The 23,049-nt window shown below is 35.3% G+C and carries 22 protein-coding genes; 11 read left to right on the top strand and 11 right to left on the bottom strand.

What is annotated here, in order from left to right; genetic code table 11:
• Positions 1–4 precede the first annotated feature (4 nt).
• Positions 5–604: a CHAP domain-containing protein gene (locus GYM75_RS09390; RefSeq protein WP_220215702.1), complete on the bottom strand. Its 600-nt coding sequence runs from the start codon at positions 602–604 to the stop codon at positions 5–7.
• Positions 605–868: 264 nt separating this feature from the next.
• Between GYM75_RS09390 and yccX the strand changes: the two genes are divergently transcribed.
• The 5 genes from yccX to GYM75_RS09365 all read left to right on the top strand — a co-directional run bounded on the left by yccX (position 869) and on the right by GYM75_RS09365 (position 4,517).
• The gene (yccX, locus tag GYM75_RS09385; protein ID WP_220215701.1) at positions 869–1,147 is read left to right on the top strand and encodes an acylphosphatase; all 279 of its coding nucleotides are present in this window, start codon (positions 869–871) and stop codon (positions 1,145–1,147) included.
• Between the two features lie 100 nt (positions 1,148–1,247).
• Positions 1,248–1,811 (top strand): LPS export ABC transporter periplasmic protein LptC, encoded by a 564-nt coding sequence (lptC, locus tag GYM75_RS09380; protein WP_220215700.1) that lies wholly within the window; start codon positions 1,248–1,250, stop codon positions 1,809–1,811.
• A gap of 3 nt (positions 1,812–1,814) precedes the next feature.
• Positions 1,815–2,375 carry a lipopolysaccharide transport periplasmic protein LptA gene (lptA, locus tag GYM75_RS09375; RefSeq protein WP_220215699.1) on the top strand — a complete coding sequence of 187 codons (561 nt, stop codon included), beginning with the start codon at positions 1,815–1,817 and terminating at the stop codon, positions 2,373–2,375.
• 1 nt (position 2,376) lies between these two features.
• Positions 2,377–3,102, top strand: coding sequence for an LPS export ABC transporter ATP-binding protein (gene lptB, locus GYM75_RS09370; protein WP_220215698.1), 726 nt, complete (start codon positions 2,377–2,379; stop codon positions 3,100–3,102).
• The gene (locus GYM75_RS09365) at positions 3,102–4,517 is read left to right on the top strand and encodes an RNA polymerase factor sigma-54 (protein WP_305054580.1); all 1,416 of its coding nucleotides are present in this window, start codon (positions 3,102–3,104) and stop codon (positions 4,515–4,517) included. Before lptB ends, GYM75_RS09365 begins: the two co-directional genes overlap by 1 nt.
• A gap of 116 nt (positions 4,518–4,633) precedes the next feature.
• On the opposite strand, the gene GYM75_RS09360 is transcribed toward GYM75_RS09365, so the two are convergent.
• From GYM75_RS09360 to leuA, 5 genes are all read right to left on the bottom strand, one after another.
• Positions 4,634–5,740 carry a hypothetical protein gene (locus tag GYM75_RS09360; protein ID WP_220215696.1) on the bottom strand — a complete coding sequence of 369 codons (1,107 nt, stop codon included), beginning with the start codon at positions 5,738–5,740 and terminating at the stop codon, positions 4,634–4,636.
• Between the two features lie 173 nt (positions 5,741–5,913).
• A complete protein-coding gene (gene leuD / locus GYM75_RS09355; protein ID WP_220215695.1) occupies positions 5,914–6,516 on the bottom strand; it encodes a 3-isopropylmalate dehydratase small subunit in 603 nt (200 codons plus the stop codon).
• 10 nt (positions 6,517–6,526) lie between these two features.
• Positions 6,527–7,936 carry a 3-isopropylmalate dehydratase large subunit gene (gene leuC / locus GYM75_RS09350; RefSeq protein WP_220215694.1) on the bottom strand — a complete coding sequence of 470 codons (1,410 nt, stop codon included), beginning with the start codon at positions 7,934–7,936 and terminating at the stop codon, positions 6,527–6,529.
• A gap of 68 nt (positions 7,937–8,004) precedes the next feature.
• The gene (leuB, locus tag GYM75_RS09345) at positions 8,005–9,084 is read right to left on the bottom strand and encodes a 3-isopropylmalate dehydrogenase (RefSeq protein ID WP_220215693.1); all 1,080 of its coding nucleotides are present in this window, start codon (positions 9,082–9,084) and stop codon (positions 8,005–8,007) included.
• Between the two features lie 69 nt (positions 9,085–9,153).
• Complete coding sequence (leuA, locus tag GYM75_RS09340) at positions 9,154–10,701, bottom strand: 2-isopropylmalate synthase (protein WP_220215692.1); 1,548 nt, start codon at positions 10,699–10,701, stop codon at positions 9,154–9,156.
• A 448-nt stretch (positions 10,702–11,149) separates the two neighbouring features.
• On the opposite strand from leuA, the gene nfsB reads away from it, so the two are divergent.
• On the top strand, positions 11,150–11,794 hold the full coding sequence (gene nfsB, locus GYM75_RS09335) for an oxygen-insensitive NAD(P)H nitroreductase (protein ID WP_220215691.1): 645 nt from the start codon (positions 11,150–11,152) through the stop codon (positions 11,792–11,794).
• A 53-nt stretch (positions 11,795–11,847) separates the two neighbouring features.
• Here the strand turns inward: nfsB and GYM75_RS09330 are convergent, their stop codons facing one another.
• Positions 11,848–12,702, bottom strand: coding sequence for a hypothetical protein (locus GYM75_RS09330; protein WP_220215690.1), 855 nt, complete (start codon positions 12,700–12,702; stop codon positions 11,848–11,850).
• A gap of 230 nt (positions 12,703–12,932) precedes the next feature.
• Here GYM75_RS09330 and ettA point away from each other — a divergent pair, with 230 nt between their 5' ends.
• The gene (ettA, locus tag GYM75_RS09325) at positions 12,933–14,600 is read left to right on the top strand and encodes an energy-dependent translational throttle protein EttA (RefSeq protein ID WP_065559071.1); all 1,668 of its coding nucleotides are present in this window, start codon (positions 12,933–12,935) and stop codon (positions 14,598–14,600) included.
• A 62-nt stretch (positions 14,601–14,662) separates the two neighbouring features.
• On the opposite strand, the gene GYM75_RS09320 is transcribed toward ettA, so the two are convergent.
• The 3 genes from GYM75_RS09320 to GYM75_RS09310 are packed head-to-tail and all read right to left on the bottom strand — an operon-like array spanning position 14,663 to position 18,227.
• Entirely contained in the window at positions 14,663–16,291 is a 1,629-nt protein-coding gene (locus GYM75_RS09320) for a DUF2813 domain-containing protein (protein WP_220215689.1), read from the bottom strand.
• A 15-nt stretch (positions 16,292–16,306) separates the two neighbouring features.
• Positions 16,307–17,110: a lipopolysaccharide core heptose(I) kinase RfaP gene (gene rfaP, locus GYM75_RS09315; RefSeq protein WP_220215688.1), complete on the bottom strand. Its 804-nt coding sequence runs from the start codon at positions 17,108–17,110 to the stop codon at positions 16,307–16,309.
• Positions 17,103–18,227 carry a glycosyltransferase family 4 protein gene (locus GYM75_RS09310; protein WP_220215687.1) on the bottom strand — a complete coding sequence of 375 codons (1,125 nt, stop codon included), beginning with the start codon at positions 18,225–18,227 and terminating at the stop codon, positions 17,103–17,105. The genes rfaP and GYM75_RS09310 overlap by 8 nt, the downstream gene beginning before the upstream one ends.
• 229 nt (positions 18,228–18,456) lie before the next feature.
• Here GYM75_RS09310 and GYM75_RS09305 point away from each other — a divergent pair, with 229 nt between their 5' ends.
• Positions 18,457–18,897, top strand: a complete 441-nt coding sequence (locus GYM75_RS09305) for a hypothetical protein (protein ID WP_220215686.1) — start codon at positions 18,457–18,459, stop codon at positions 18,895–18,897.
• A 215-nt stretch (positions 18,898–19,112) separates the two neighbouring features.
• On the opposite strand, the gene GYM75_RS09300 is transcribed toward GYM75_RS09305, so the two are convergent.
• Entirely contained in the window at positions 19,113–20,042 is a 930-nt protein-coding gene (locus GYM75_RS09300) for a TIGR01212 family radical SAM protein (protein ID WP_220215685.1), read from the bottom strand.
• A 520-nt stretch (positions 20,043–20,562) separates the two neighbouring features.
• On the opposite strand from GYM75_RS09300, the gene GYM75_RS09295 reads away from it, so the two are divergent.
• The 3 genes from GYM75_RS09295 to GYM75_RS09285 all read left to right on the top strand — a co-directional run bounded on the left by GYM75_RS09295 (position 20,563) and on the right by GYM75_RS09285 (position 23,044).
• Positions 20,563–21,189 carry a nitroreductase family protein gene (locus tag GYM75_RS09295; RefSeq protein WP_220215684.1) on the top strand — a complete coding sequence of 209 codons (627 nt, stop codon included), beginning with the start codon at positions 20,563–20,565 and terminating at the stop codon, positions 21,187–21,189.
• A gap of 12 nt (positions 21,190–21,201) precedes the next feature.
• Positions 21,202–22,404, top strand: a complete 1,203-nt coding sequence (locus GYM75_RS09290; RefSeq protein ID WP_220215683.1) for an FTR1 family protein — start codon at positions 21,202–21,204, stop codon at positions 22,402–22,404.
• 76 nt (positions 22,405–22,480) lie between these two features.
• Positions 22,481–23,044 carry an iron transporter gene (locus tag GYM75_RS09285; RefSeq protein ID WP_220215682.1) on the top strand — a complete coding sequence of 188 codons (564 nt, stop codon included), beginning with the start codon at positions 22,481–22,483 and terminating at the stop codon, positions 23,042–23,044.
• Positions 23,045–23,049 lie beyond the last annotated feature (5 nt).

Here is a 23,049-nt window from a genome sequence, read left to right as displayed (position 1 = left end):
AACATTAATTTTTACGCAGATAGCCTAAAACCCGAAATGAATCAATATTCCATAAACCGTCTTTATAAATTAAAGGAAGCAAGGCACGAGAGCTAGCATTAGGACCTGGGTTTTGCTGGACAATTTCAATCTCATTATCGCTGACTTTACTGATAATAGCGACATGACCATATCTACTCCATCCCATTACAATAATATCCTCAACTTGAGGTTTTGACGGTGAACCATTGTGATATTGCAGTAGATTGCGTTTGGGATTGATTTTTCCGTCGGCGATAGAATCATCAAAAAAATCTTTTGCATGACCATAACTATCTGGCATCTTATGATTAAAGCGCTCATAGTAATAACGCTTAATAAATTCGACGCATTGGTATTTCAAACCGAGATTATATCCATCCTTAGATGTATTGCGCCCACTCACATTATCTACGCTACCATTATAGTAAACTTTAACACCATTAAATTCATCGACAACAACGCCTATTTTATCTTTATCAATCAGAAAATACGCATCAATTTTTTGACCAAAAAGGTAGATACTTAATGACAAAATCAACATAATTAAAAATAGACTTTTTTTATATTTGAAAAATATTTTCATTGTTTTCTTGAAGTCGCTAATTTGAATTCATCCTGATATTTTATTTGAAGTATTTTTTAATTAAAATCGCTTTTTATAAGAAAATCTAAAAAGAAGGTTAAATAATTTAATGTAAGATCTGAAAAATTTTTTCTCCATACATTGAATGGTCGAAATATAATCAATGTGGATATAGATATTTTGAAAATTATAAGATTATTTATTTAATTTACGATAAAACTGAATTATTATTGATTAAGCAAAAAAGTTAAGGAAAATCATCAAATGATAAGGCTTGTTAAGTTTATAATAAGTGGCTCGGTTCAAGGTGTGGGTTTTCGTTTTTTCACTTATCAAAAGGCTATTAAAATCGGTCTGGTTGGATATGTAAAAAATCTCGATAATGGTGATGTTGAAATAGTTGTTCAAGGTAGTAGCCATCAAATATCTTCAATGACACAATGGCTTAACCAAGGTGGACCTCGTTCAGCCAATATTGTTAAAATAAATATTTATGAATTATCGTCTAAAGAAAATTTAACTTCTTTTAATGTCAGATATTAATTTGATAAAAAATGCAGTAAAATGATATAAATATTTGGCTCTTAGAATAATTGCTTCTCTTAATCATTAACTAACTTTATTAGCGTAATTGAATTATGTTATGAACAAAAAAAATTTTATCTGTATTTTACTTCTGATCATAGTTGTTGGTGTTTACTATTATTATCAAAAGGGTGATGATAGAGTTGAACAATCGCCAGCAGATTTATCAACCATGCCCATTTATCAAAGTGATGCTATGGTTACTAATGTTTATGATTTATCAGGAGAAATTAGTTATAAAATTGAATCTGCGCATGTGAAGTATTTTGATAATTCAGACTATACCGAATTTGATTTACCAAATGTTACCCTTTATGATGAAAACCATGTCACAACATGGAAAATAAAGGCTAAGAAAGCCACTTTAACAAATGATAAACTAATTTACCTTTATCAAGATGTTCAATTAGATAATCTTGTTCCTGATGCTCAATTACAACAAGTTAAAACAGATAATGCACTAGTAAATTTGAACACGCAGCATGTAACATCTAAAGATCCTGTATTTCTTAAAGGTATCGGATTTTATTCAACGGGAATTGGTTTAGACGGAGATTTACAGGCGAAAACGGCTGATATCCTTGAAAATATAAAAACATATTATAAAACTGAGGCAAAATAAAAAATGAGTTTCCCCAAAAAAGCTTTTTTACCATTATTTTTAATATTAACTATATCATTGAGTAGCTATGCAGAAGAATCCATCACTCAATTACCACCTGTAAAGCAAGAGCCAACACAAAATACAACGATTAACAATAAACCTATTGCTATTGATGCAGATAATCAACAAATTGATATAGAAAATAATACTGTTACTTTTAGTGGGAATGTCCATATTACGCAAGATGATTTAACCATTATTGCAGATAAAGTGGTGATTACGAATATGCAAGATTCGTCAAAACAAAAAATCACAGCTTATGGCAAACCCGTTAATTTTAAGCAAATTTTGCCTGAAAAAAACACAATTGTTACCGGTCATTCTTCACAAGTAATCTATAACGTTAAAGAAAACATGGTAACGTTGCAAGGCAATGCGAATATGTATCAACAAGATAATCATGTTAGTAGTGAAGTCATTACTTATGATGTAAAAAAACAACATATTGCAGCACATCTAAGTAAAAACGTGCGAGTTAAAAGCACTATCTTCCCAAACCAAGTTAAAGAGATAAATAAATAAAATGTCAATTTTAAAGGCGGAAAATTTAGCTAAAGTTTATAAAAAACGGCGAGTGGTTGAAGATGTCAGTTTAACGGTTAATTCGGGGGAAATCGTTGGATTATTAGGGCCTAATGGTGCAGGTAAAACGACCACGTTTTATATGGTCGTAGGAATAGTGACGTTAAATGCAGGTAAAATCTATTTAGATAATGATGATATAAGCGTTTTACCCTTACATGAACGAGCGCAAAAAGGTATTGGTTATTTACCACAAGAAGCCTCAATATTTAGAAAGTTGTCGGTTATTGATAACATCATGGCTATTTTAGAAACTCGTCAAGATATCGATAAAAACGAAAAAATCGAAAGAGCTGAAGAATTACTCGAAGAATTTCATATTACGCACATACGAGATAGCATTGGACAGTCTTTATCGGGTGGTGAAAGGCGACGTGTTGAAATTGCCAGAGCTTTAGCTGCAAATCCAAAGTTTATTTTATTAGATGAACCATTTGCAGGCGTTGATCCAATTTCTGTAATTGATATCAAAAATATAATAAAACATTTAAGAGATCGTGGTCTTGGTGTTTTAATTACCGATCACAATGTGCGTGAAACGCTAGATGTATGTGAAAGAGCATATATTGTGAATAAAGGACATTTAATCGCTGAAGGAACACCAAATAGTATTTTAAATAACGAATATGTTAAGCGTGTTTATTTAGGAAATGAATTTAAACTATGATAAAACCTAGTTTGCAGCTGAAAGTTTCTCAACAATTATCGATGACGCCACAATTACAACTTGCTATTCGATTACTTCAGTTGTCAACATTGGAATTACAACAAGAAATTCAAACCGCACTGGAAAATAATCCATTATTAGAAATTGCTGAACACTATGACGAAATTAACGTTGACGACAGTGAAGAGACTGAAGATTTAGATACCCGTGAAGCATTAGAAAGCCAAGAAATACCTGAGGACATACCATTAGATGCTTCTTTAGATGATCTTTATTCTGCAGGGACACCGTCTGGGACTTATTCGGATTATCGTAACGATGAATTACCTATCTATCAGGGTGAAACTCATGAAACGCTATACGATTATCTAAAATGGCAACTTGATCTGACTCCTTTTAGCGAGACTGATCGCGCCATTGCAATTTCAATTATTCAAGCCGTTGATGATCGTGGTTATTTAACGGCGACAACGCAAGAACTGCTTGAAGCGCAAGGTAATGCTGAAATTGAGCTTGATGAAATTGAGGCTGTTTTAAAGCGGATTTGGCATTTTGACCCAATGGGCGTGGGAGCAAGAACGCTACAAGAGTGTCTGTCAATTCAAATTCAATATTTAGATGCCCCAAAATTAGTTAAACAGATAATTGATAATCATTTGGATTTATTGGCAAACCATGATTATCGGACATTGAAAAAATTACTCAATGTGAGTGAGGAACAACTTAAAGCCTCGATTGAATTTATCAAGCATTTACATCCTTATCCTGGTGACATGTTGAATACGACGCAACCTGATTATGTTGTTCCCGATGTACTAGTTAAAAAAGTGGCGAGTAAATGGCAGGTTGAGTTGAATACCGATACCATACCCAACCTACGCATTAATCAACACTATGCGAAAATGGCAAAATCGGCTAATGACACCGATGGTCAATATATTCGTGCAAATTTGCAAGAAGCGAATTGGTTTATAAAAAGTATTGAAAGTCGCAATGAAACTTTATTTAAAGTGAGTCAATTTATTGTTGAACATCAACAAGCTTTTTTTGAGCATGGAACAGAGCAGATGAAACCGCTGATTTTATCTGATGTTGCCACGGCAATTGATATGCATGAATCTACTGTTTCGAGAGTAACATCGCAAAAATATTTGCAATGTCCGAGGGGAATATTTGAACTCAAGTTCTTTTTTTCCAGCCATGTTAATACGGAATCAGGTGGTGAAGCCTCATCTACTGCAATTCGAGCATTAATCAAAAAATATATTTCAGCAGAAGACCGAAAAAAACCGTTAAGTGACAGCAAGTTAGTCTCAATATTTGAAGATCAAGGCATTATTATTGCACGCCGTACCGTCGCCAAATATCGAGAAGCATTATCTATTCCACCGTCAAGCCAACGTAAACAACTTTAGTTATACCGTTAAATTTCATTCAATCATGATTTATGAGTGATAGCTTAACTGACGGGTGATGAAGCACAATCTATAAACCATTGAAAATGATCGCTAGATTGTTTAATTGAATTCACTCATCGTGATGATTTATTCTCATAATTTTTGTTCTTGTTTATGACTATCAGCATGCCACATAAAGATGATATCATCCCAACTATCATTCCACTTTTTTCATCAAATGTCAGTTCCGTTGAATCATAAAAATGAAAGAATATGATTAATTGTAATATCACAACTAAACTAGACAATATGATACTCGTTAAATAACGATGGCTAGGTACGACAGAAGATGCGATTGAAACAGCAAGTCCCCAGATTAACATTGCTCCCAAACTTGCTTTTAACAATATCCTAATCGGCCCATTTTGCATATGTGTTAGATTTTCAATAATATTAAAGAACATTGAAGCGCTAAAAAAACCGATTACATAGCCAATTATAAAACCAGGTAAAACACATAACCATCTTATCCAGGCAGACCAATTTCTCATAAAATAAATACCGCCATTGTCATCCAAATCTGCCCACCCTTTTTTCTTAGGTTCTAAATCGACAGATTCATTCAGTTTGGCATATTTATCTAATATTGCTTCAATATATTGATAATCAGCTAAATGATCAAAACAATCTTTAGTTAATTTATAGCGATCTGATTCTTGATTCATTGTTTTTTGCATTAAGCAAATACTGTTATTAGTATGATTATATTCAATATTATATAAAGAAAGATTTTCAATACTCTGATCATGCTTAATTATTTGAATTATTTGATTGTCAATAACAACTTTACTAATGATTGGATGCCGTTGAATGTTAATTGTATTTTGACATTCAATATTCTCATATTTTTTAAAATAGACAATGTATTTATACACTATCTTGTTTTCTTGCAACTGAGCAATCTTGTTAACCCTACTAATTCTCAACATTTCGCCTTCAATAGTCAGTTCTTTACCGATATAAAAATGTTTTTTGAAAATTTTATCTTGTTTATTCGGGGTTTGCTGGAAGTATTTTGATTGCGCAATGATGACTTTTTGTTTTAATGAGGGAAGTTCAACAATGTGTGTTTTATATTCCCCCTTTCTCTGTATAAAATAGATAGTAAAGACAATAAATGAAACAAAACCAATTAATATTATGGTGAGATCTAACCATATAGATAGGAAAATGTGTTGCATATTTTTATTCCTTATGAACAATTTATAGTAATAATTTTTTGATGTGAAAATAAGTTGCGGAAGTATATATGATATTGATCATCTAAGTGAAGTGTTATTGGGTAACTTATTTTAAAAGAAAGTGATATACCATCGCTTAAATAATAATAAGCGATGATATCTTCATTAAGATTTTATGCTAAAAAAGAAGGGATTTTATGTTCAAATGCACTGATTGCATCTTCATGTTGTAGCGTTAAACCAATATTATCTAATCCATTTAATAAACAATGGCGTTTAAATGCATCAATTTTAAAAGGATATTGCTTATCGCCTGCAATCACAACTTCGTTAACCAGATCGATAGTAAATTCGATTCCCTCATTGGCTTCAACAATTTTGAAGAGTTCATCAATGTCTTCTTCTGACAGATTCACTAACAATAGTTGATTGTTAAACGAGTTGTTATAAAAAATATCGGCAAAACTCGAACCAATAATCGTTTTAAAACCATAATCAGTTAATGCCCATGGAGCGTGTTCACGAGAAGATCCACAACCAAAGTTTTCACGAGCTAATAAAATACTCGCCCCCTTATAACGAGGTTTATTTAACACAAATTCTGGATTTGGTTGTTTACCGGCATCATCTAAAAATCGCCATTCATGAAAAGCATGTTTACCAAATCCAGTGCGAGTTACTTTTTGTAAAAACTGTTTTGGAATAATCGCATCGGTATCAACATTAGCCGCATCTAAAGGAACGACTAGTCCTGTGTGTGTTGTAAATTTTGCCATGACCGTCTCCTTAAAATGGTTTGCGAATATCTGTAAAATAGCCAGTGATTGCTGCTGCGGCTGCCATAGCAGGACTGACTAAATGCGTTCTGGCGTCTCGACCTTGTCGCCCTTCAAAATTACGATTACTGGTCGATGCACAGCGATCCCCCGGTGCTAATTTATCATCATTCATGGCTAAACACATTGAACACCCAGGTAGACGCCACTCAAAACCCGCATCGATAAAAATCTTATCTAAACCTTCGGCTTCAGCTTGTTGCTTCACAGGCCCAGAACCAGGCACCACTAAAGCTTGCACGCCGTTAGCGACTTTACGTCCTTGAGCAATTTTTGCCGCGGCACGGAGATCTTCAATTCGAGAATTAGTACAGGATCCAATAAAGACTTTATTAATCTTGATATCACTCATTTTTGTTCCTGCGGTTAATCCCATATAGGTTAATGCACGCTGAGCAGACTGTTTTTCGATGGGATCAGCAAAATCATTTGGATTTGGCACGGTAGCATCAATGGATGTGACCTGTCCGGGATTAGTTCCCCATGTGACTTGTGGGGCAATATCTTTGGCTTCAAGAGTAACAACACGATCAAAATGTGCACCGTCATCGGTTTTTAAGGTTTTCCAATAATCTACCGCTTTGTCAAAATCGTCCCCTTTTGGTGAAAATTGGCGACCTTTTAAGTATGCAAAGGTGACTTCATCCGGTGCTACCAGACCAGCCTTAGCTCCCATTTCAATTGCCATATTACATAGAGTCATACGGCCTTCCATTGATAAGGCTTTAATGGCTTCACCGCAAAACTCAACGACATGCCCTGTGCCGCCAGCACTGGTTGTCTTACCGATAATGGCTAAAATAATGTCTTTAGCGGTAATGCCGTCGGCAACCTGACCTTTCACTTCAATTTTCATGGTTTTAGCACGACCTTGTTTTAAGGTTTGCGTTGCTAAAACATGTTCAACTTCTGATGTGCCTATACCAAAAGCGAGTGCGCCGAAAGCGCCATGTGTTGCGGTATGTGAATCCCCACAAACTATTGTCATACCGGGTAATGTCATCCCTTGTTCTGGGCCGACAACATGGACAATACCTCGCAATGGACTGTGTAGCCCGTAAAGTGAAACGCCAAATTCTTCAGCATTTTTTGCAAGTTCGGTTAATTGAATTTGTGCCATTTCGCTACATGCATTTAAATCATTACTTTTGGTTGAGGTATTATGATCCATCGTTGCAAAGGTTTTATGGGGTTGTCTCACTTTTCGATTCATCGCCCGTAAACCATCAAAAGCTTGAGGTGAGGTCACTTCATGAACTAAGTGACGGTCGATATATAAAATAGGTGTTTCATTTGGCGCTTCATATACAACATGCGCATCATATAATTTTTGATACAATGTTTTTGGAGTTGTTGACATTGCTTTATTCCTTTATTGTTATCCTGAAGATTAACCGAATTTTTTCAACTTAAGCATAATAAATGTTGTTAGATAAAATGGCAGATAGCATCGCCCATTTCATCGGTTGAAACATACTGACCACCTCGAGCTAAATCAATTGTTCTGATGCCTTGTTCCAGCGCTCGATTAACTGCATTTTCGATTGCTTTAGCAATATCATCACGTTTTAAGCTATAACGGACTAATAATGCTAAAGAAAGTATTTGGGCGGCTGGATTGGCAATATTTTTTCCTGCTATATCGGGTGCACTACCGCCTGCGGGTTCATATAATCCAAAACCTTGCTCATTTAGACTTGCAGAAGGTAGCATTCCCATTGAACCGGTTATCATGGCACATTCATCCGATAAAATGTCGCCAAATAGGTTTGAACATAAAATCACATCAAATTGTGAAGGGTCTTTCACCAGTTGCATAGTGGCATTATCAATATACATATGTTCAAGCGTGACATCGGGATAACCTTTAGCGATTTCTGTGACAACTTCTCGCCATAATATTGATGTTTGCAAAACGTTAGCTTTATCTACCGAGGTGACTTTTTTACGTCGAATTTTAGCTGCTTCAAAAGCCATTTTTGCGATACGTTCAATTTCAAATCGATGATAAACTTCGGTATCATAAGCCTTTTCTTGTGCACCTGTGCCTTCACGTCCTTTTGGTAAACCAAAATAGATACCACCAGTTAATTCACGCATACATAAAATATCAAAGCCACGTTTTGCAATGTCTTCACGTAAAGGACAAAGTTCTTCTAAACCTTGATAAAGACTTGCTGGGCGCATATTAGCAAATAATTTAAAATGTTTTCGTAGCGGTAATAATGCACCACGTTCTGGTTGTTGATCTGGCGGTAAATGTGTCCATTTAGGCCCACCAACAGAACCAAACAAAATGGCATCGGCTTTTTCACAACCTTCCAGCGTGTCATTAGGTAGTGGACATCCATGAATATCAATCGCTGCACCACCAACATCATATTCACTAGTCGTAATAGAAAGTTGATATTTTTGACGGATAATATTAAGCACTTTGTAGGCTTGTTTCATCACTTCTGGCCCAATTCCATCCCCGGGTAATACTGCAATATGGTAATTTTGTGACATGTTCTTATTCCTTAACAATCTAATTTAAATTGGTTATTTTGTTCACAATAAACAAAATGAGATTCGTTATTACGCATGATGTAATTTTTGTTTTTCCTCGGCAACTTGGTTTGCTCGATAAACATTATTCAAGACATTTATCAATGCTAAAGCTGACGAATGCACAATATCGGTAGCTAGCCCAACGCCGTGAAATTTTCGACCTTTATATTCAGCAACAATATCAACCTGACCTAGCGCATTTTCGCCTTGACCTTTTGATGCCAATTGATATTTAACAATTGAAATAGGTTCGCCAGTAATACGATTTATTGCTTGATAAACGGCATCGACCGGGCCATTGCCAGTTGCTGCATCAGAGAATTTTTGGTCACCAATAATTAAGCTCACTGATGCGGTCGAAACGACCGTGGAACCTGATTGAACATTAAAATAATCTAATTTGTAATGATCTTGTTCATCTTTTAATTGGTTAATAAATATTAATGCTTCAAGATCATAATCAAAAACTTGTCCTTTTTTGTCTGCCAATTCAAGAAAAGCTTCATAAACTTGATCTAAATTATAGTCTGTATCATGGTAGCCTAATTCTTCTAAGCGATGCTTAACCGCTGCACGCCCTGAACGTGAAGTAAGATTCAATTGAATTTGGTTTAACCCAATTGATTCTGGGGTCATGATTTCGTAGGTTTCTCGGTTTTTTAGAATACCATCTTGATGAATACCGGATGAGTGCGCAAAAGCATTACTGCCAATAACGGCTTTATTCGCCGGTATTGGCATATTGGTAATTTGACTGACAATTTGACTGGTACGATAAATTTCTTGATGATTGATATTAGTATGAACATTTAGGATATTTTGACGAACTTTGATCGCCATAATCACTTCTTCCAAAGCGGTGTTTCCTGCTCGTTCACCTAAACCATTCATCGCCCCTTCAATTTGCCGAGCACCTTCTTGAATCGCGCTAATCGAGTTAGCCACCGACATACCCAAGTCATCATGACAATGAACAGAGATAATCGCTTTATCAATGTTCGGGACACGTTCAAATAAGGTACGAATAATGCCACCAAATTGATAAGGAACAGTATAACCGACAGTATCTGGGATATTGATCGTCGTTGCCCCGGCTTTAATTGCCGCTTCAACGATCCGACATAAGTTATCAATTGGGGTACGACCTGCATCTTCACAAGAAAACTCCACATCATTAGTATAATTACGTGCACGCTTAATGCAGTGCACAGCCCTGTCAACGACATCATCAAATGTCATTTTTAATTTATCTTGTACATGTAACGTCGATGTTGCCATAAAGGTATGAATGCGAAACTGATCCGCAACTTTCAATGCTTCAGCGGCAACATCAATATCCTTATCAATACAGCGTGATAGCGCACAAACCCGACTATCTTTGATGGTTTTTGCAATGGTTTGTACCGATTCAAAATCACCGGGAGAAGAAACAGGAAAACCAACCTCCATAACATCAACTCGCATTCGTTCTAAAGCTAATGCAATTTGCAATTTTTCTTTTACACTTAGACTTGCTTGTAATGCCTGTTCGCCATCACGTAATGTTGTATCAAAAATAATGACTTGGTTGCTCATTGTTTTTTCCTTTTCTTATTTGGCGCTATCTCGGTGTTTAGCGTTATAAAACAAAAAACCCGCACTTTAGCGCGGGTTCTTGTTAATTTGTCGAGTATTTTATATTTAAAACTTTTACTCCAAACACAAGCTATCCGCGCAAGATAATGCGAGGAGGAGGCTGAGGTTGTGAGTTAAAAAGTTAATAAACATAAAAATCTCTAAATTCAACAGTTATACAAAATAAATTGGTGTTATTTTTACCAAATGCTGATGAATGTGTCAACGATTATTTGTCAATGAACAAAAATTACTCTAAACTAAGCGTGTCTATACCTCATTCTAACTACTATTTTCGGTTAATTTTCAAAGTTCGTCCTATCAAAATAATATATTGAGCGTCTTATCATTCTGGTTATACTATTTCTTATGGTATTAATTATTTAAATCATTAATTAAGGACATTAAAATGAACATAGTTGAAATTTCAGAAAAACGTTATACCACAAAACATTATGATCCAACTAAAAAAATTCCGGCTGAGGTGATTGAACAACTTTTAACAGTATTAAGAAACAGTCCATCTTCGGTTAACTCTCAACCGTGGCATTTTTATGTTATTGATAATGAAGCGGCTAAAAATAAAATTTTGCCAGCAATAGCTGATTTTAATCAACCACGTGTCACCGGCTCATCACATACTATTGTTTTTTGCATTAAAACCCCGTTGGATGAAGCCCATTTAGTCAATCTCCTTAATCAAGAAGAGAAAGACGGACGTTTGCCTTCGGCGGAATTAAAGGCGTCTCAAGATCAGGGTCGACGTTATTTTGTAAATTTAAACAGCAAGACACCTGAATCGCAACAGTGTTGGGAAGGTAAACAAGCCTATATTGCATTAGGGCAATTGCTTTTTGCCGCTGCGGCAATTGGTGTTGATTCTACCGCAATAGAGGGTTACGATTCTGCTAAAATGGATGAAATTTTAGATCTTAAAAGCAAAGGATTGAAAAGCATTGTGGTTGCAACGTTAGGTTATCGTGCTCAAGATGATGGTAATGCGCATCGTCCAAAATCACGTCTGCCGAAAGATCAAATCTTCACCTTCTTATAATCTGATTAACATCCCACCTCGTATTAGGTGGGATGAGTAAAAAGGGTATGATATTACTTCTCTGAATAATTGCTATAGTGTTTCAGATTCTCTTCCAGCGCTTGTTGTTGTTCTAAAGTAAACTCTTCATAAAAAAAGAAATAACCCATATGTTTCTGTATAAGAAACACATAACCTTTTGGTGTTTTCTCGATTTTGAAAAATTCAGCATAGTTAATATTAAAATAATTTTCTACTCTTTTTTCGCTACTGGTTATTAGATGATCATTATAAAAGATACAGGTCATACTGCCAAAGCGTTCATTCAATGTTAAAACCTGCTTTTTTGATTGTTGTTTAAAATTAACCAAAAATATGGTAAGTAATAAAATAGACAGTATGAAAATTAGTGCTGATAAAGGAGGATTTTTTGCAAATACCAACAAACTCATCAAGAAAAGAATAGTAGATGTAATAAACATCATTTTTCTTAAATTTCGATATTGATGACAAATAAACGCATATACTTTTTGATAGTCAAATTGAAAATTAACTGTTGCTATTTTGGATTCTTGGTTTTTGCTCAAATAAGGAGCCAGATAATCTTTTAGGCGCTGTAACTCATTAGGTTGAAACAGATCATAACGAAGAAATTCAAAAATAATCTTATTACTAAAAAAAAATAACCCAGTTTTAGCTTCTTGAATTTGATACAAATCTGAGTAATAGAAAGTACAGACTTCGTTTTTATCGTTATTTAGCTTCACTATTTTTTCATTATCGAAGGTGAAGGTAAAATTACGCATATTATCAGCAATTGAATCATCTAATTTTTGTGTAAACACATCATCCAAACAATATAGTAGCGCGTAATAAGTATCGACAATATATTGTCGATCAATATGGCAATTAACGGTGATGTTACTCATCCTTGCTCCTAAAATGGTCTTTATCACTCATACTGTCAATTTAATAGACTATTGATTATATATGAAACCAATTATATTGCATGTTAAAAATAAAAGAGAGTGAATAAATCTAATCAATTCGACAAATAACCCTAGACCCCATTGACAGAATCGTTACAATATACGGCATGACTTTTATAGCAAGTAAAATTAACTTGGCTATGATTAATTTAACAAACGGATGATGTTTTATGGCGCAATATGTTTATACCATGAATCGTGTTGGGAAGATTGTTCCTCCTAAACGTTATATTTTAAAAGATATCTCTTTAAGTTTTTTCCCTGGTGCCAAAATTGGTGTTCTTGGCTTAAATGGGGCAGGTAAATCGACATTACTACGCATTATGGCAGGAGTGGATACCGAAATTGAAGGTGAAGCTCGTCCACAGCCGGACATAAAAATAGGTTATTTACCGCAAGAACCTAAACTTGATCCTAAGCAAACTGTACGTGAAGCAATTGAACAAGCTGTTGGTGATGCCAAAAAAGCATTGGCTCGTTTAGATGAAGTTTATGCGGCTTATGCTGATCCAGATGCCGATTTTGACAAATTAGCCAAAGAACAAGCGGAACTTGAAGCCATTATACAATCGCAAGATGCGCACAATCTGGATAATCAATTAGAACGAGCAGCTGATGCCTTGCGTCTACCGGATTGGGATGCAAAAATCGAAAATTTATCGGGTGGTGAACGCCGTCGAGTGGCGATTTGTCAGTTATTGCTGGAAAAACCGGACATGTTATTAATTGACGAACCGACTAACCATTTAGATGCAGAATCTGTGGCATGGTTAGAACGCTTTTTACATGACTATGAAGGCACGGTGGTCGCTGTAACCCATGACCGTTACTTCTTAGACAATGTTGCTGGTTGGATTTTAGAGCTAGACCGTGGCGAAGGTATTCCATGGGAAGGTAATTACTCATCTTGGCTTGAACAGAAAGATCAGCGATTAGCGCAAGAAGCGGCAACCGAATCAGCTCGCCGTAAATCGATTGAAAAAGAGCTTGAATGGGTGCGTCAAAATCCAAAAGGTCGCCAAGCAAAAAGCAAGGCTCGTTTAGCGCGTTTTGAAGAATTAAACAGCAATGATTACCAAAAACGTAATGAAACTAACGAACTCTTTATTCCGCCTGGGCAACGTTTAGGTGATAAAGTCATCGAAGTGCAAAACTTGACTAAATCTTATGGTGATCGAGTATTAATCGATAATCTTTCTTTTAGTATTCCTAAAGGGGCGATTGTTGGGATCATTGGTCCAAATGGTGCGGGTAAATCGACACTATTTAGAATGCTATCGGGCAAAGAGCAACCCGATTCGGGTACCATTACTTTAGGCGATACAGTGCAATTAGCATCAGTGGATCAGTTCCGTGACAGTATGGATGATAAAAAGACCGTTTGGGATGAAATATCCAATGGACAAGACATCATGCGTATTGGTAACTTTGAAATCCCAAGCCGTGCTTATGTTGGTCGCTTTAATTTTAAAGGTGTGGATCAGCAAAAACGAGTTGGTGAGTTGTCTGGTGGAGAACGAGGACGTGTCCACTTAGCCAAATTATTACAAGTTGGTGGAAACGTACTATTACTCGATGAGCCAACCAATGACCTAGATGTTGAAACACTGCGAGCGCTTGAAAATGCGTTATTAGAGTTTCCGGGCTGTGCATTAGTCATTTCGCATGACCGTTGGTTCTTAGATCGTATTGCAACTCATATTTTAGATTACCAAGACGAAGGGCATGTTGAGTTCTTTGAAGGTAACTTTACCGAATATGAAGAGTGGAAAAAACGCACTTTAGGGGCTGAAGCATTGGAGCCAAAGCGAGCTAAATATAAACGTATAGCTAAATAGTTTATTTTTATTTCCGCCGATAACTTCGGCGGAACATTGCTAGACTTAACTTGCTATAACGATTAATCGAACTTATTTGACGCTTTAATTATTTTGGAAAAAGCGTAAATCAGAAGATGAGGAATAGATTTAATCCCTTTTGATTTTGCATAATCACAAACCGCTATTGCTAAATCGGGTTTTGAACTATTTTGGATCGCTTTTTGGATAATTTTGTGAACTGGCAAATCAATGTGTTCAACAGTTTTATACGCGGCTAATTTATAAACACGACTAAAACCATTTTTGAAAAGGAAATTCTCGATGTCTCGAGCGGGTAAAACCGTCAGATAATCATTATAATTTTTATCTTTAGGACATAACGATTTTACCGTTTCGGCATATTTATTACCTGCTATGTCACCGTCAGTAATGACGTACCAATGAATCCCCATTTTATTGGCATAGTTAATTAATGGTTTCAAACCACATTGAGCAAATTCCAGTAATTGTACCCCCTCAGAACTGAGATGATAGCCACTTTGTTCTGCAAGTTCTCGTAGTAACCATACTTCTGTTTCACCTTCTACTAATAGCCAACAACGTGCAAAGATAGCACTCGCCCGTCGATAAAGAACATGAAATAAAATTCGGCGGTTGTCATCAATACTCAGAGAATTCGGCGCAATATATTTTGTCACTATTTGATCAGGCAGACGAATTAACCGATAAATATTTTCCAATGGAAATAATGATACGAGATCACTTGAATTCGAAGTAATAATTTTTTGAGTCGGTAAATTTTTAAGTAACCGAAATCCAATTGATAAAATAATCGGATGTAATTGGCTTTCAGGCTCTTCTAAAATTAAAATTGGTACCGCGCTTTGCGATAAAGGATTATCACCTTTGGCAATCATGATGGATCCGAAAATACCTAATAAAGCTGTTCGTAAATAGTGATTATCGAGTTCATCTAAAATATTGTTAATGCGTTCAAGTGAATTCCAATCTTCATTACGAGGACTGTTTTTATTAGCTAAATATTGATTACGATAACGTTGCTCAGGATTGACAAAATAGTATTCTAACAAAGCACGAGCCGCTTTTAAGCCTCGTTGCAATTCATCTTGGCTTAGTTGTGCTGAATGTTCACGTAATTGATTAGCAAGTTGGTTAGTGAAATATTCAGACAATGGTTGATTAGTGATCGGTAAATTGTCAGTGTTCAATACATTTTTAAGTATCATTACCGGATTAAGATTAACGAGTGTCTCAATAAATATTTTTGGATCTGAAACGGCAAATGGTTTTCTTTGATGATCAACTAAGTTGTGTTGACTAATGATATTTTCGTTGATTTTATCAGCTGTAAGTTGATAAGTAATACGTTTTAAATTATCTTGCTCTATTTGATAAGCAACCGCTTGTAGCGATTGGTAACTCTGATTGTTAAGCTCATTTTTATAAGACTCACAATAGGTGGCATTAATACTAATTTTTGTACCGTAATTTTCATACTTATCGTGATAGAAGTCAGAATCAACAAATTGATAGAATTTTCTATCCAGTGATAATAGCATTAGTGCGCTAATTAAGCTTGAACGCCCCCAGCGGTTTTCGCCAATTAAAACACTCGTTTTTGAATTTAATTTTAAAGATATTCGGCTAATACCTCTAAATCCTTCAATATCGATTTGTTCAATAAACATAGTATTTCCTTATAGTTATAGATCATATTTTTCCGTCCGTTGTCGGATTCTTTCTGCTTTTTGTTGCGTGCGACTAATTAGTTTATGCTCATCTTGTAAAATCGTTTTTAATGGTTTATTAAAATAAACTTTTAAAAATAACCAAATATCCCGCGTTGTTAATCCAATATTGCGGGATGAAAAATAAAGTCCAATCAGATCCTTATCACGCCAACGAGTTGGTACTCGCTTACGAATTTGTGCCCGATGTAAGTCAATAACCGACAATTTTATTTGTTGATGATTTTGAAACAACGGTAAATCAAGCAGAAAATGACATAGATAACAATCACGATGATTGACTCCCGCTGCATGCATATTGGCAGTCATTCTTGCCAGATACACTATTAATGAACGCTTTAAGTGATAGCTAGGCGGTGTTATCGACCATGATTGAGTGAAATCTTCTAAACTGATAGTAGGATTAAGATCATGAGTAATAATAAATGAATGACGGGTAAGAGGATTTAGGCCTTTACGTCCAAAGGCTCGTCCATCCATGGTATTGACCCCAGCTTGCTCTAAACGATGAATAGCATCCCATTCTTGTTTAGCATCTAAAACGGGCAATCTGAATGATAACAGATTTTTTAGAATCTCTTTAATTGTTGAACCACGATGAATTTTAATAAAATAAGAATGCCCATCTAGCTTAAAATTTAATGTTTTTCGCTGTTTAACCTCTCGATAGATATGGCCCGAAATCAATTCAACTTCAGTAAACGGATCTTTATTTTTCCATAGCTGATCGAACGGTGATTTAAGTTTGATTTCATTCATAATGTCTGCAACCTAAAATAATGTCTGTGGCTCGTTCAGCCAGATGATATAAATCAGCTGTTTCGCCATAGTGAATGGCGTTATTATGCCAAGATAACAATTGTTGTTTGTCTACTATGGCTTGATAGACGGCTTGATTTGATTTTGATTGATCAAACGGTTCGTTAAGCACAACACCGGCATTGGCATCGTGTACATGACAAGCATAGCCTGAAATGCCAGATACAATTACTGGCACGCCTGCCGCTAATGCTTCTATTAACACCATGCCAGCAGCTTCTTGTCTTGCTGGGTGTAGCAGTAAATCGCTTGAAAATAGAAAATCTGGAATATCATCACGGCCCGAAAAAAAACGCACTTGCTGTAAAATACCAAGTTGTTTAGCTAATTTTTGGTAAGCGTCTGGTTTGTCTTGTCCTACAACTAAATAGATCACCTGTTTTTTTAACCCTTCAGGTAATGAAGCAATCGCAATTAATGAGCGATCAACACCTTTTCGTTTAAAGTCAGACCCAATTTGGACGATGACAAAAGCGTCTTGCTGGATGTGGTTTGCGTGCCTAAATTGTTGCCGTTTAATTGGCGAATCAATGTGATATTGACGATCTTTTGCAATTCCGGGGGGAAGCAATACAAATCTAGATGCTTGAGTATGGTAATATTTTTCAAAATCGCTAATTTGTTGCTTAGTTAATACCATAATTTTGGTATTATGTTGAGGATTGAATACTGAATCTTCAAATGCTAAATAGTGTTTACACCGTTTAGACAGCTTATAAAAAAAACCTTTATGTGATACTTTTTCTGCAAAACAAGTATCGCCAGCAAAATAGACATCCAATCCAGGCATTTTATTGAATCCGACTACACTATCAACAGGATTTGCATTTAAATGATCTTTCACCCAATAGTAATAATTCTGATTTCGACGATGGTTCGAAATCCCCTTTTTAGGCACTAAGATGATATCAAAATTGACAGGTTTATCGCCTTGCCAGTCCATCACATAGACACGAACTTTATGTCCACGAGCCAGACAAGCATTAGCAATCTGCAAAAAATCACGTTGCAGACCACCAAAAGGAAAATATTTATAGATACAAAAAGCGAGTTGCATGCACATTGCCTCAAGTTTGAAAGGCATATTATATACTTGTTGCTAGACAAGGTACAAAAAATAGATTTTATTGTTAGTTTTTAGCGAAAATGAAATGTCATTTTTTGTTTGCTTTAACAATTTAATTCATGATTAGTTTAATTGTTAAAATCATTAGTAAGTGATAATATTCTCAACGCAAAAAAGTACACCTAAAAAATTTATTAACAATTTAAAATAAGGAATAGAAATGGCAGTTTATCAATTCAAGCAATCAATGTTAACCCCCTGGCAGAAATCAACAATTGAAATTAATGATGATGTCGTCAAAGTTGACGAATTTAATAATCCTCTTAGTAGTAGTGCCGTAAATAATCGAGAAATTCCAACAAAAAGTATTCGCTCTGTTTCAACTACTCGTACATTTAAACTTAAAGCGGTATTAATCGCCGTAATATTGGTTTTTTTAGGAATAAAAGGAATTATCAATCTGTTTTCAGGTTTTGTGAGTTTTGAGATTTTACTGCTGCCATTTGGTGTATTTATATTATTGTGTAGTATTAGTGAAACTTTATGCATTAGTTATGACGGCAAAGAATATGATATTGATATTTCTCTTTTTGAACGTGAAACATTATCTAAAATTGTTAACGATATAAATGAACGTTTAGACACTCATTCAAAAGTTTAGACTTGAATCATTTTTAATTGAAAATTTAATGAACTAAAGCGATGTTAAATGATTTTAAATCGATAATCTCGCTTTAGTTATTTCATATTCTGGTGCCAGAACATAATAATCTTCCTATTTCTATTTTAATCTCATTCATTATTGATAATTAATACTGCTTTTTTGAGGCAATTTGAATTTACTTTCTAATCAAAAAGTGAATAGGATTTTATTTTCTAGGATTGAGTGTAACAGTAATCATCCCCAATCGCACTACCTTGAACACCAAATTGCCTTAAATTGTGGTCTACGGCATTCATTGATTGCCAATGATTTTCGCACCAATCCGGAGCGAGTAGGGTAGGTTTGCGGGCATTGGCTGAGATGCGATGATAGAGAATATTTGACGGAGTTTGCCTAATGAGATCGCCAGCAATATCAACATACTGCTCTAAAGAGAGTATATCGAGCCGACCTGCACGCCATGCTTTCGCCATTATACTGCCTTCTACGATATGTAACGGGTGCAGTTTTAAACCATCTACACCACTATTTAACACGCTATCAAGCGTTATTAGATTATCTTGCTTAGTTTCCTTAGGCAGACCGATAATTAAGTGAGTACAAACTTTTATGCCAAGACGACGAGCCTTTTGCACAGTTTGATGATAGACATCAAACGTATGTCCACGATTAATATTGTGTAACGTTTTATCGTGAGCAGTTTGTAAGCCAAGCTCAAGCCAAACTTCGAAGCCTTTTGCATGATAACTGGCAAGTAAATTCAGCGCTTCATCTGGCACACAATCCGGGCGAGTACCGACACAAAGCCCGACAATATCCGCACTATTGAGTGCTTCTTCATACATATTTTTGAGTATTTCAACTTCGGCATAAGTGCTGGTATAGGCCTGAAAATAGGCAAGATAGCGCTTGGATTTTTTCATCTGATGCGCTTGTTGGGCAAGCTGCTGTGAAATCGTTTTTACTTGAATGGACTCATCAATGATCGAGGCGACATTACAAAAGGTACAACCACCAACACCGATAGTACCGTCACGATTAGGACAGCTAAAACCACCATGTAAAGTTAGTTTATAAATTTTTTCGCCGTAACGGCGTTGCAGGTCAGAACCAAATGTATTAACGACTAAATGAAGTTGCATAATCAGCCAAAAATAAAATTTTGGCTATTTTACGAAGCAAATGAATTAAATTCAACTTGTGGCAGATTTTTTATATTCTTGTGTGCCTTTACTCATAAAAATCTATTTTCCAAAAAATCTTCTAATAATGTCCCAAGCCTGCAAACAGAGATTTCGATAAAAAGCATTTTAATTTTGAATAAAAAATAGTGTTAATGATAATAAAGTGTTGTGATACAAAATTTTCATAGTCATCAGTCAATCGAGTAAAACCTCATACAAAGTGTATATAACATTTCAGTAATAAATAAGATATGAGTTGTTATAAAAAATTTAAGTAAAGGTAATTTAATAGGATTTAAGGCATGAAATCTTTTTTTAAAATAGATGATTACAAATCAATATGTTAAGAAATTATCGCTAATTTTCTTATTACTTTAATGATAAAAATGATAGTTTGTATTGATAATTGGAATTATTAGCAATAAGATAGCACCTCCATTAGATTACAAAAATGTCAGAGGTAATTATGCAGTATATTATGCGAAAAATAGTAGTCATTTTATTCTCATCATTATTTTCTATCTCTCTATGTTATGCCGATATTACTTTACCTGCTCCTCAAACAAAAGATGGAATGAGCTTATTTGAAAGTTTAAAAAAACGGTCATCAACACCAGGTCCTGGTTTTCCTAATGGACAAATTTCGGATGAAGAACTCTCTACTGTGCTCTGGGCCGCAAGTGGTTTAAATCGAGGAACAACGGGCTGGACTGTTCCAATGGGTACGGGTAAACAACCTTATGTAAGAATTTATGTAGCAAGCGAAAAAGGAACCTTTTTGTATGAGTGGGAAGGGCATTATCTAAAAGAAATAAACAATAAAGATATTCGAGCCGATGTCGGTTTACAAAATTTTGTAAAACGAGCTAATTATGTGCTGATTTTTGTTACTGATTCAGCTGCATTTAATAATATCAAAGAAGAAAAAGCTAATAATTTTGGTAATATTGCTGTAGGTGCAATGAGTCAAAACATCTACTTAGCTTCAGCTGCTTTGGACTTAAGTGCACGTTATATACACGCCATTAAACCAGACGTTATTAGTCAAGAATTACAGTTACCTTCAGACAATAAACCAATAGGTTTGATGTTATTAGGAAAATAAGAGGTTATGGCTGTGAAAAAATATTTAACGCTAACATTGCTATTTTTTGTTAGCGTCGTTGCTTTTGTTTCTTCATCTTATGCAGTTGAAAAAAAATATGAGACATGGAATGCGATTATTGACGAAATGGATGTCATTCTTAATGATGCCTATGATATTTATTTTATGAAAGATCCTGAAAAGGCTAAAGCTCGCGTTAATAATGCTTATTTTGGTTTTTATGAAAAACACGGTGTTGAACGCGCCGTTATGTCTTATATTTCAGGTAAGCGTGGAACCGATACTGAATATCAATTCGCAAAAATTAAGCGTTTAATGTCTGATGGTGCACCAAATAAAACTGTTCGTGCTGAAATCGATGTCATTTTAAAAATGCTTCATGAAGATGCTAACGAATTAGACGGTAAAAAAGAGAGTGGTTGGAGTGTACTATTAGCTTCCTTTATCATCATCTTTAGGGAAGGATTAGAAGCAATATTAGTGATTGCTGCTATCTCGGCCTACCTAGTGCGTTCTGGAAATATCCGTATGGTAAAAGTGGTCTATATGAGTTCACTTTTTGCCGTTTTTGCTAGTGTTCTTGCTGCAATAGCACTTAATTCTATTGTCAATCTTAGCGGTGCTAATCAAGAGATTATTGAAGGTGTCGCAATGTTAACCGCGACAATCGTCTTATTTTTCATTAGTAACTGGATGTTCTCAAAAGCTGAAGCAGAAGCTTGGAAAAATTATGTAGAAGATAAGGTCAAAAGTGCTATATCTTCAGGTAGTAGTATTGCGCTGGGATTTGCTGCCTTTTTAGCGGTTTTCCGCGAGGGGGCTGAAACAATCTTATTCTATCAAGCAATGTTGAGCGAAAGTAAAGAACACATGGATATGGTTTGGTATGGTCTAGCACTTGGGGCATTAGTGTTGGCGGTAATTTTTATTGTCATTCGTTATGGAACAATGAAATTACCTCTTAAACCATTTTTCATTGGTACAAGTATCTTAATGTATATCATGGCTATTGCTTTTGCCGGTGGTGGAGTCAAGGAGTTACAAGAAGCAGATATTATTCAGGTTACTCCAGTTGATTATGTTCACTCAATTGAAGTGCTGGGAATATATCCAACTGCTGAAACATTAGCTCCACAATTATTTATGGTGATGGTTGTTGCATTGTCCATTTTGTACTACAAAACAAATTATAATAAAAAACGGAAAAAACATTAAACAAGCAAGTATTGGTAGCGATAGCAATTTAGTTTATTTGTAATAAAAAGTAGTTAAAAAATTAGAGGAGTTTTCAATGAAAAAAGTATTATTAACCGCAGGGATTTCATCAATACTGGCATTATCTTCAATTGCTTATGCTGCAGCACCAGCTCCAGGTGAGCAAAAAGGTTTTGAAGAATTTCCAATCGGTGATGAAGTGACAGTAGGGCCTTTGCACATTGGCGCAGTTTATTTCCAACCAGTAGATATGGAACCCGCTGGAATGGGGGGACTTCCAGCTTCAAAATCTGATATGCATCTAGAAGCAGATATTTCGGCTGCTGAAGGAAATAAATTAGGCTATGGCGTGGGTGATTTCATCCCTTATCTAACGGTTAAATATAAAATTCAGAAGCAAGGTAGCGATAAAACAATTGAAGGCAATTTTATGCCGATGAATGCTTCTGATGGTCCTCACTATGGTAATAATATTAAACTTGATGGTGCTGGCAAATATAAAGTAACCTTCACTATCGAAAATCCTGAAAAACAAGGCTATTTATTACATGTAGATAAAGAAACCGGTGTTGAAGGCCGTTTTTGGAGTAAACCAATTGAAGTTTCTTGGGACTTTGATTACATCCCACGAGCTTGGTAATTTTC

Origin of the sequence: Gilliamella sp. ESL0441, assembly GCF_019469185.1 — a bacterium.
In the GTDB taxonomy this organism is placed as follows: domain Bacteria; phylum Pseudomonadota; class Gammaproteobacteria; order Enterobacterales; family Orbaceae; genus Gilliamella.
Note: the sequence above shows the minus strand (reverse complement) of the source record. Positions and strands in the feature narration are given on the sequence as shown.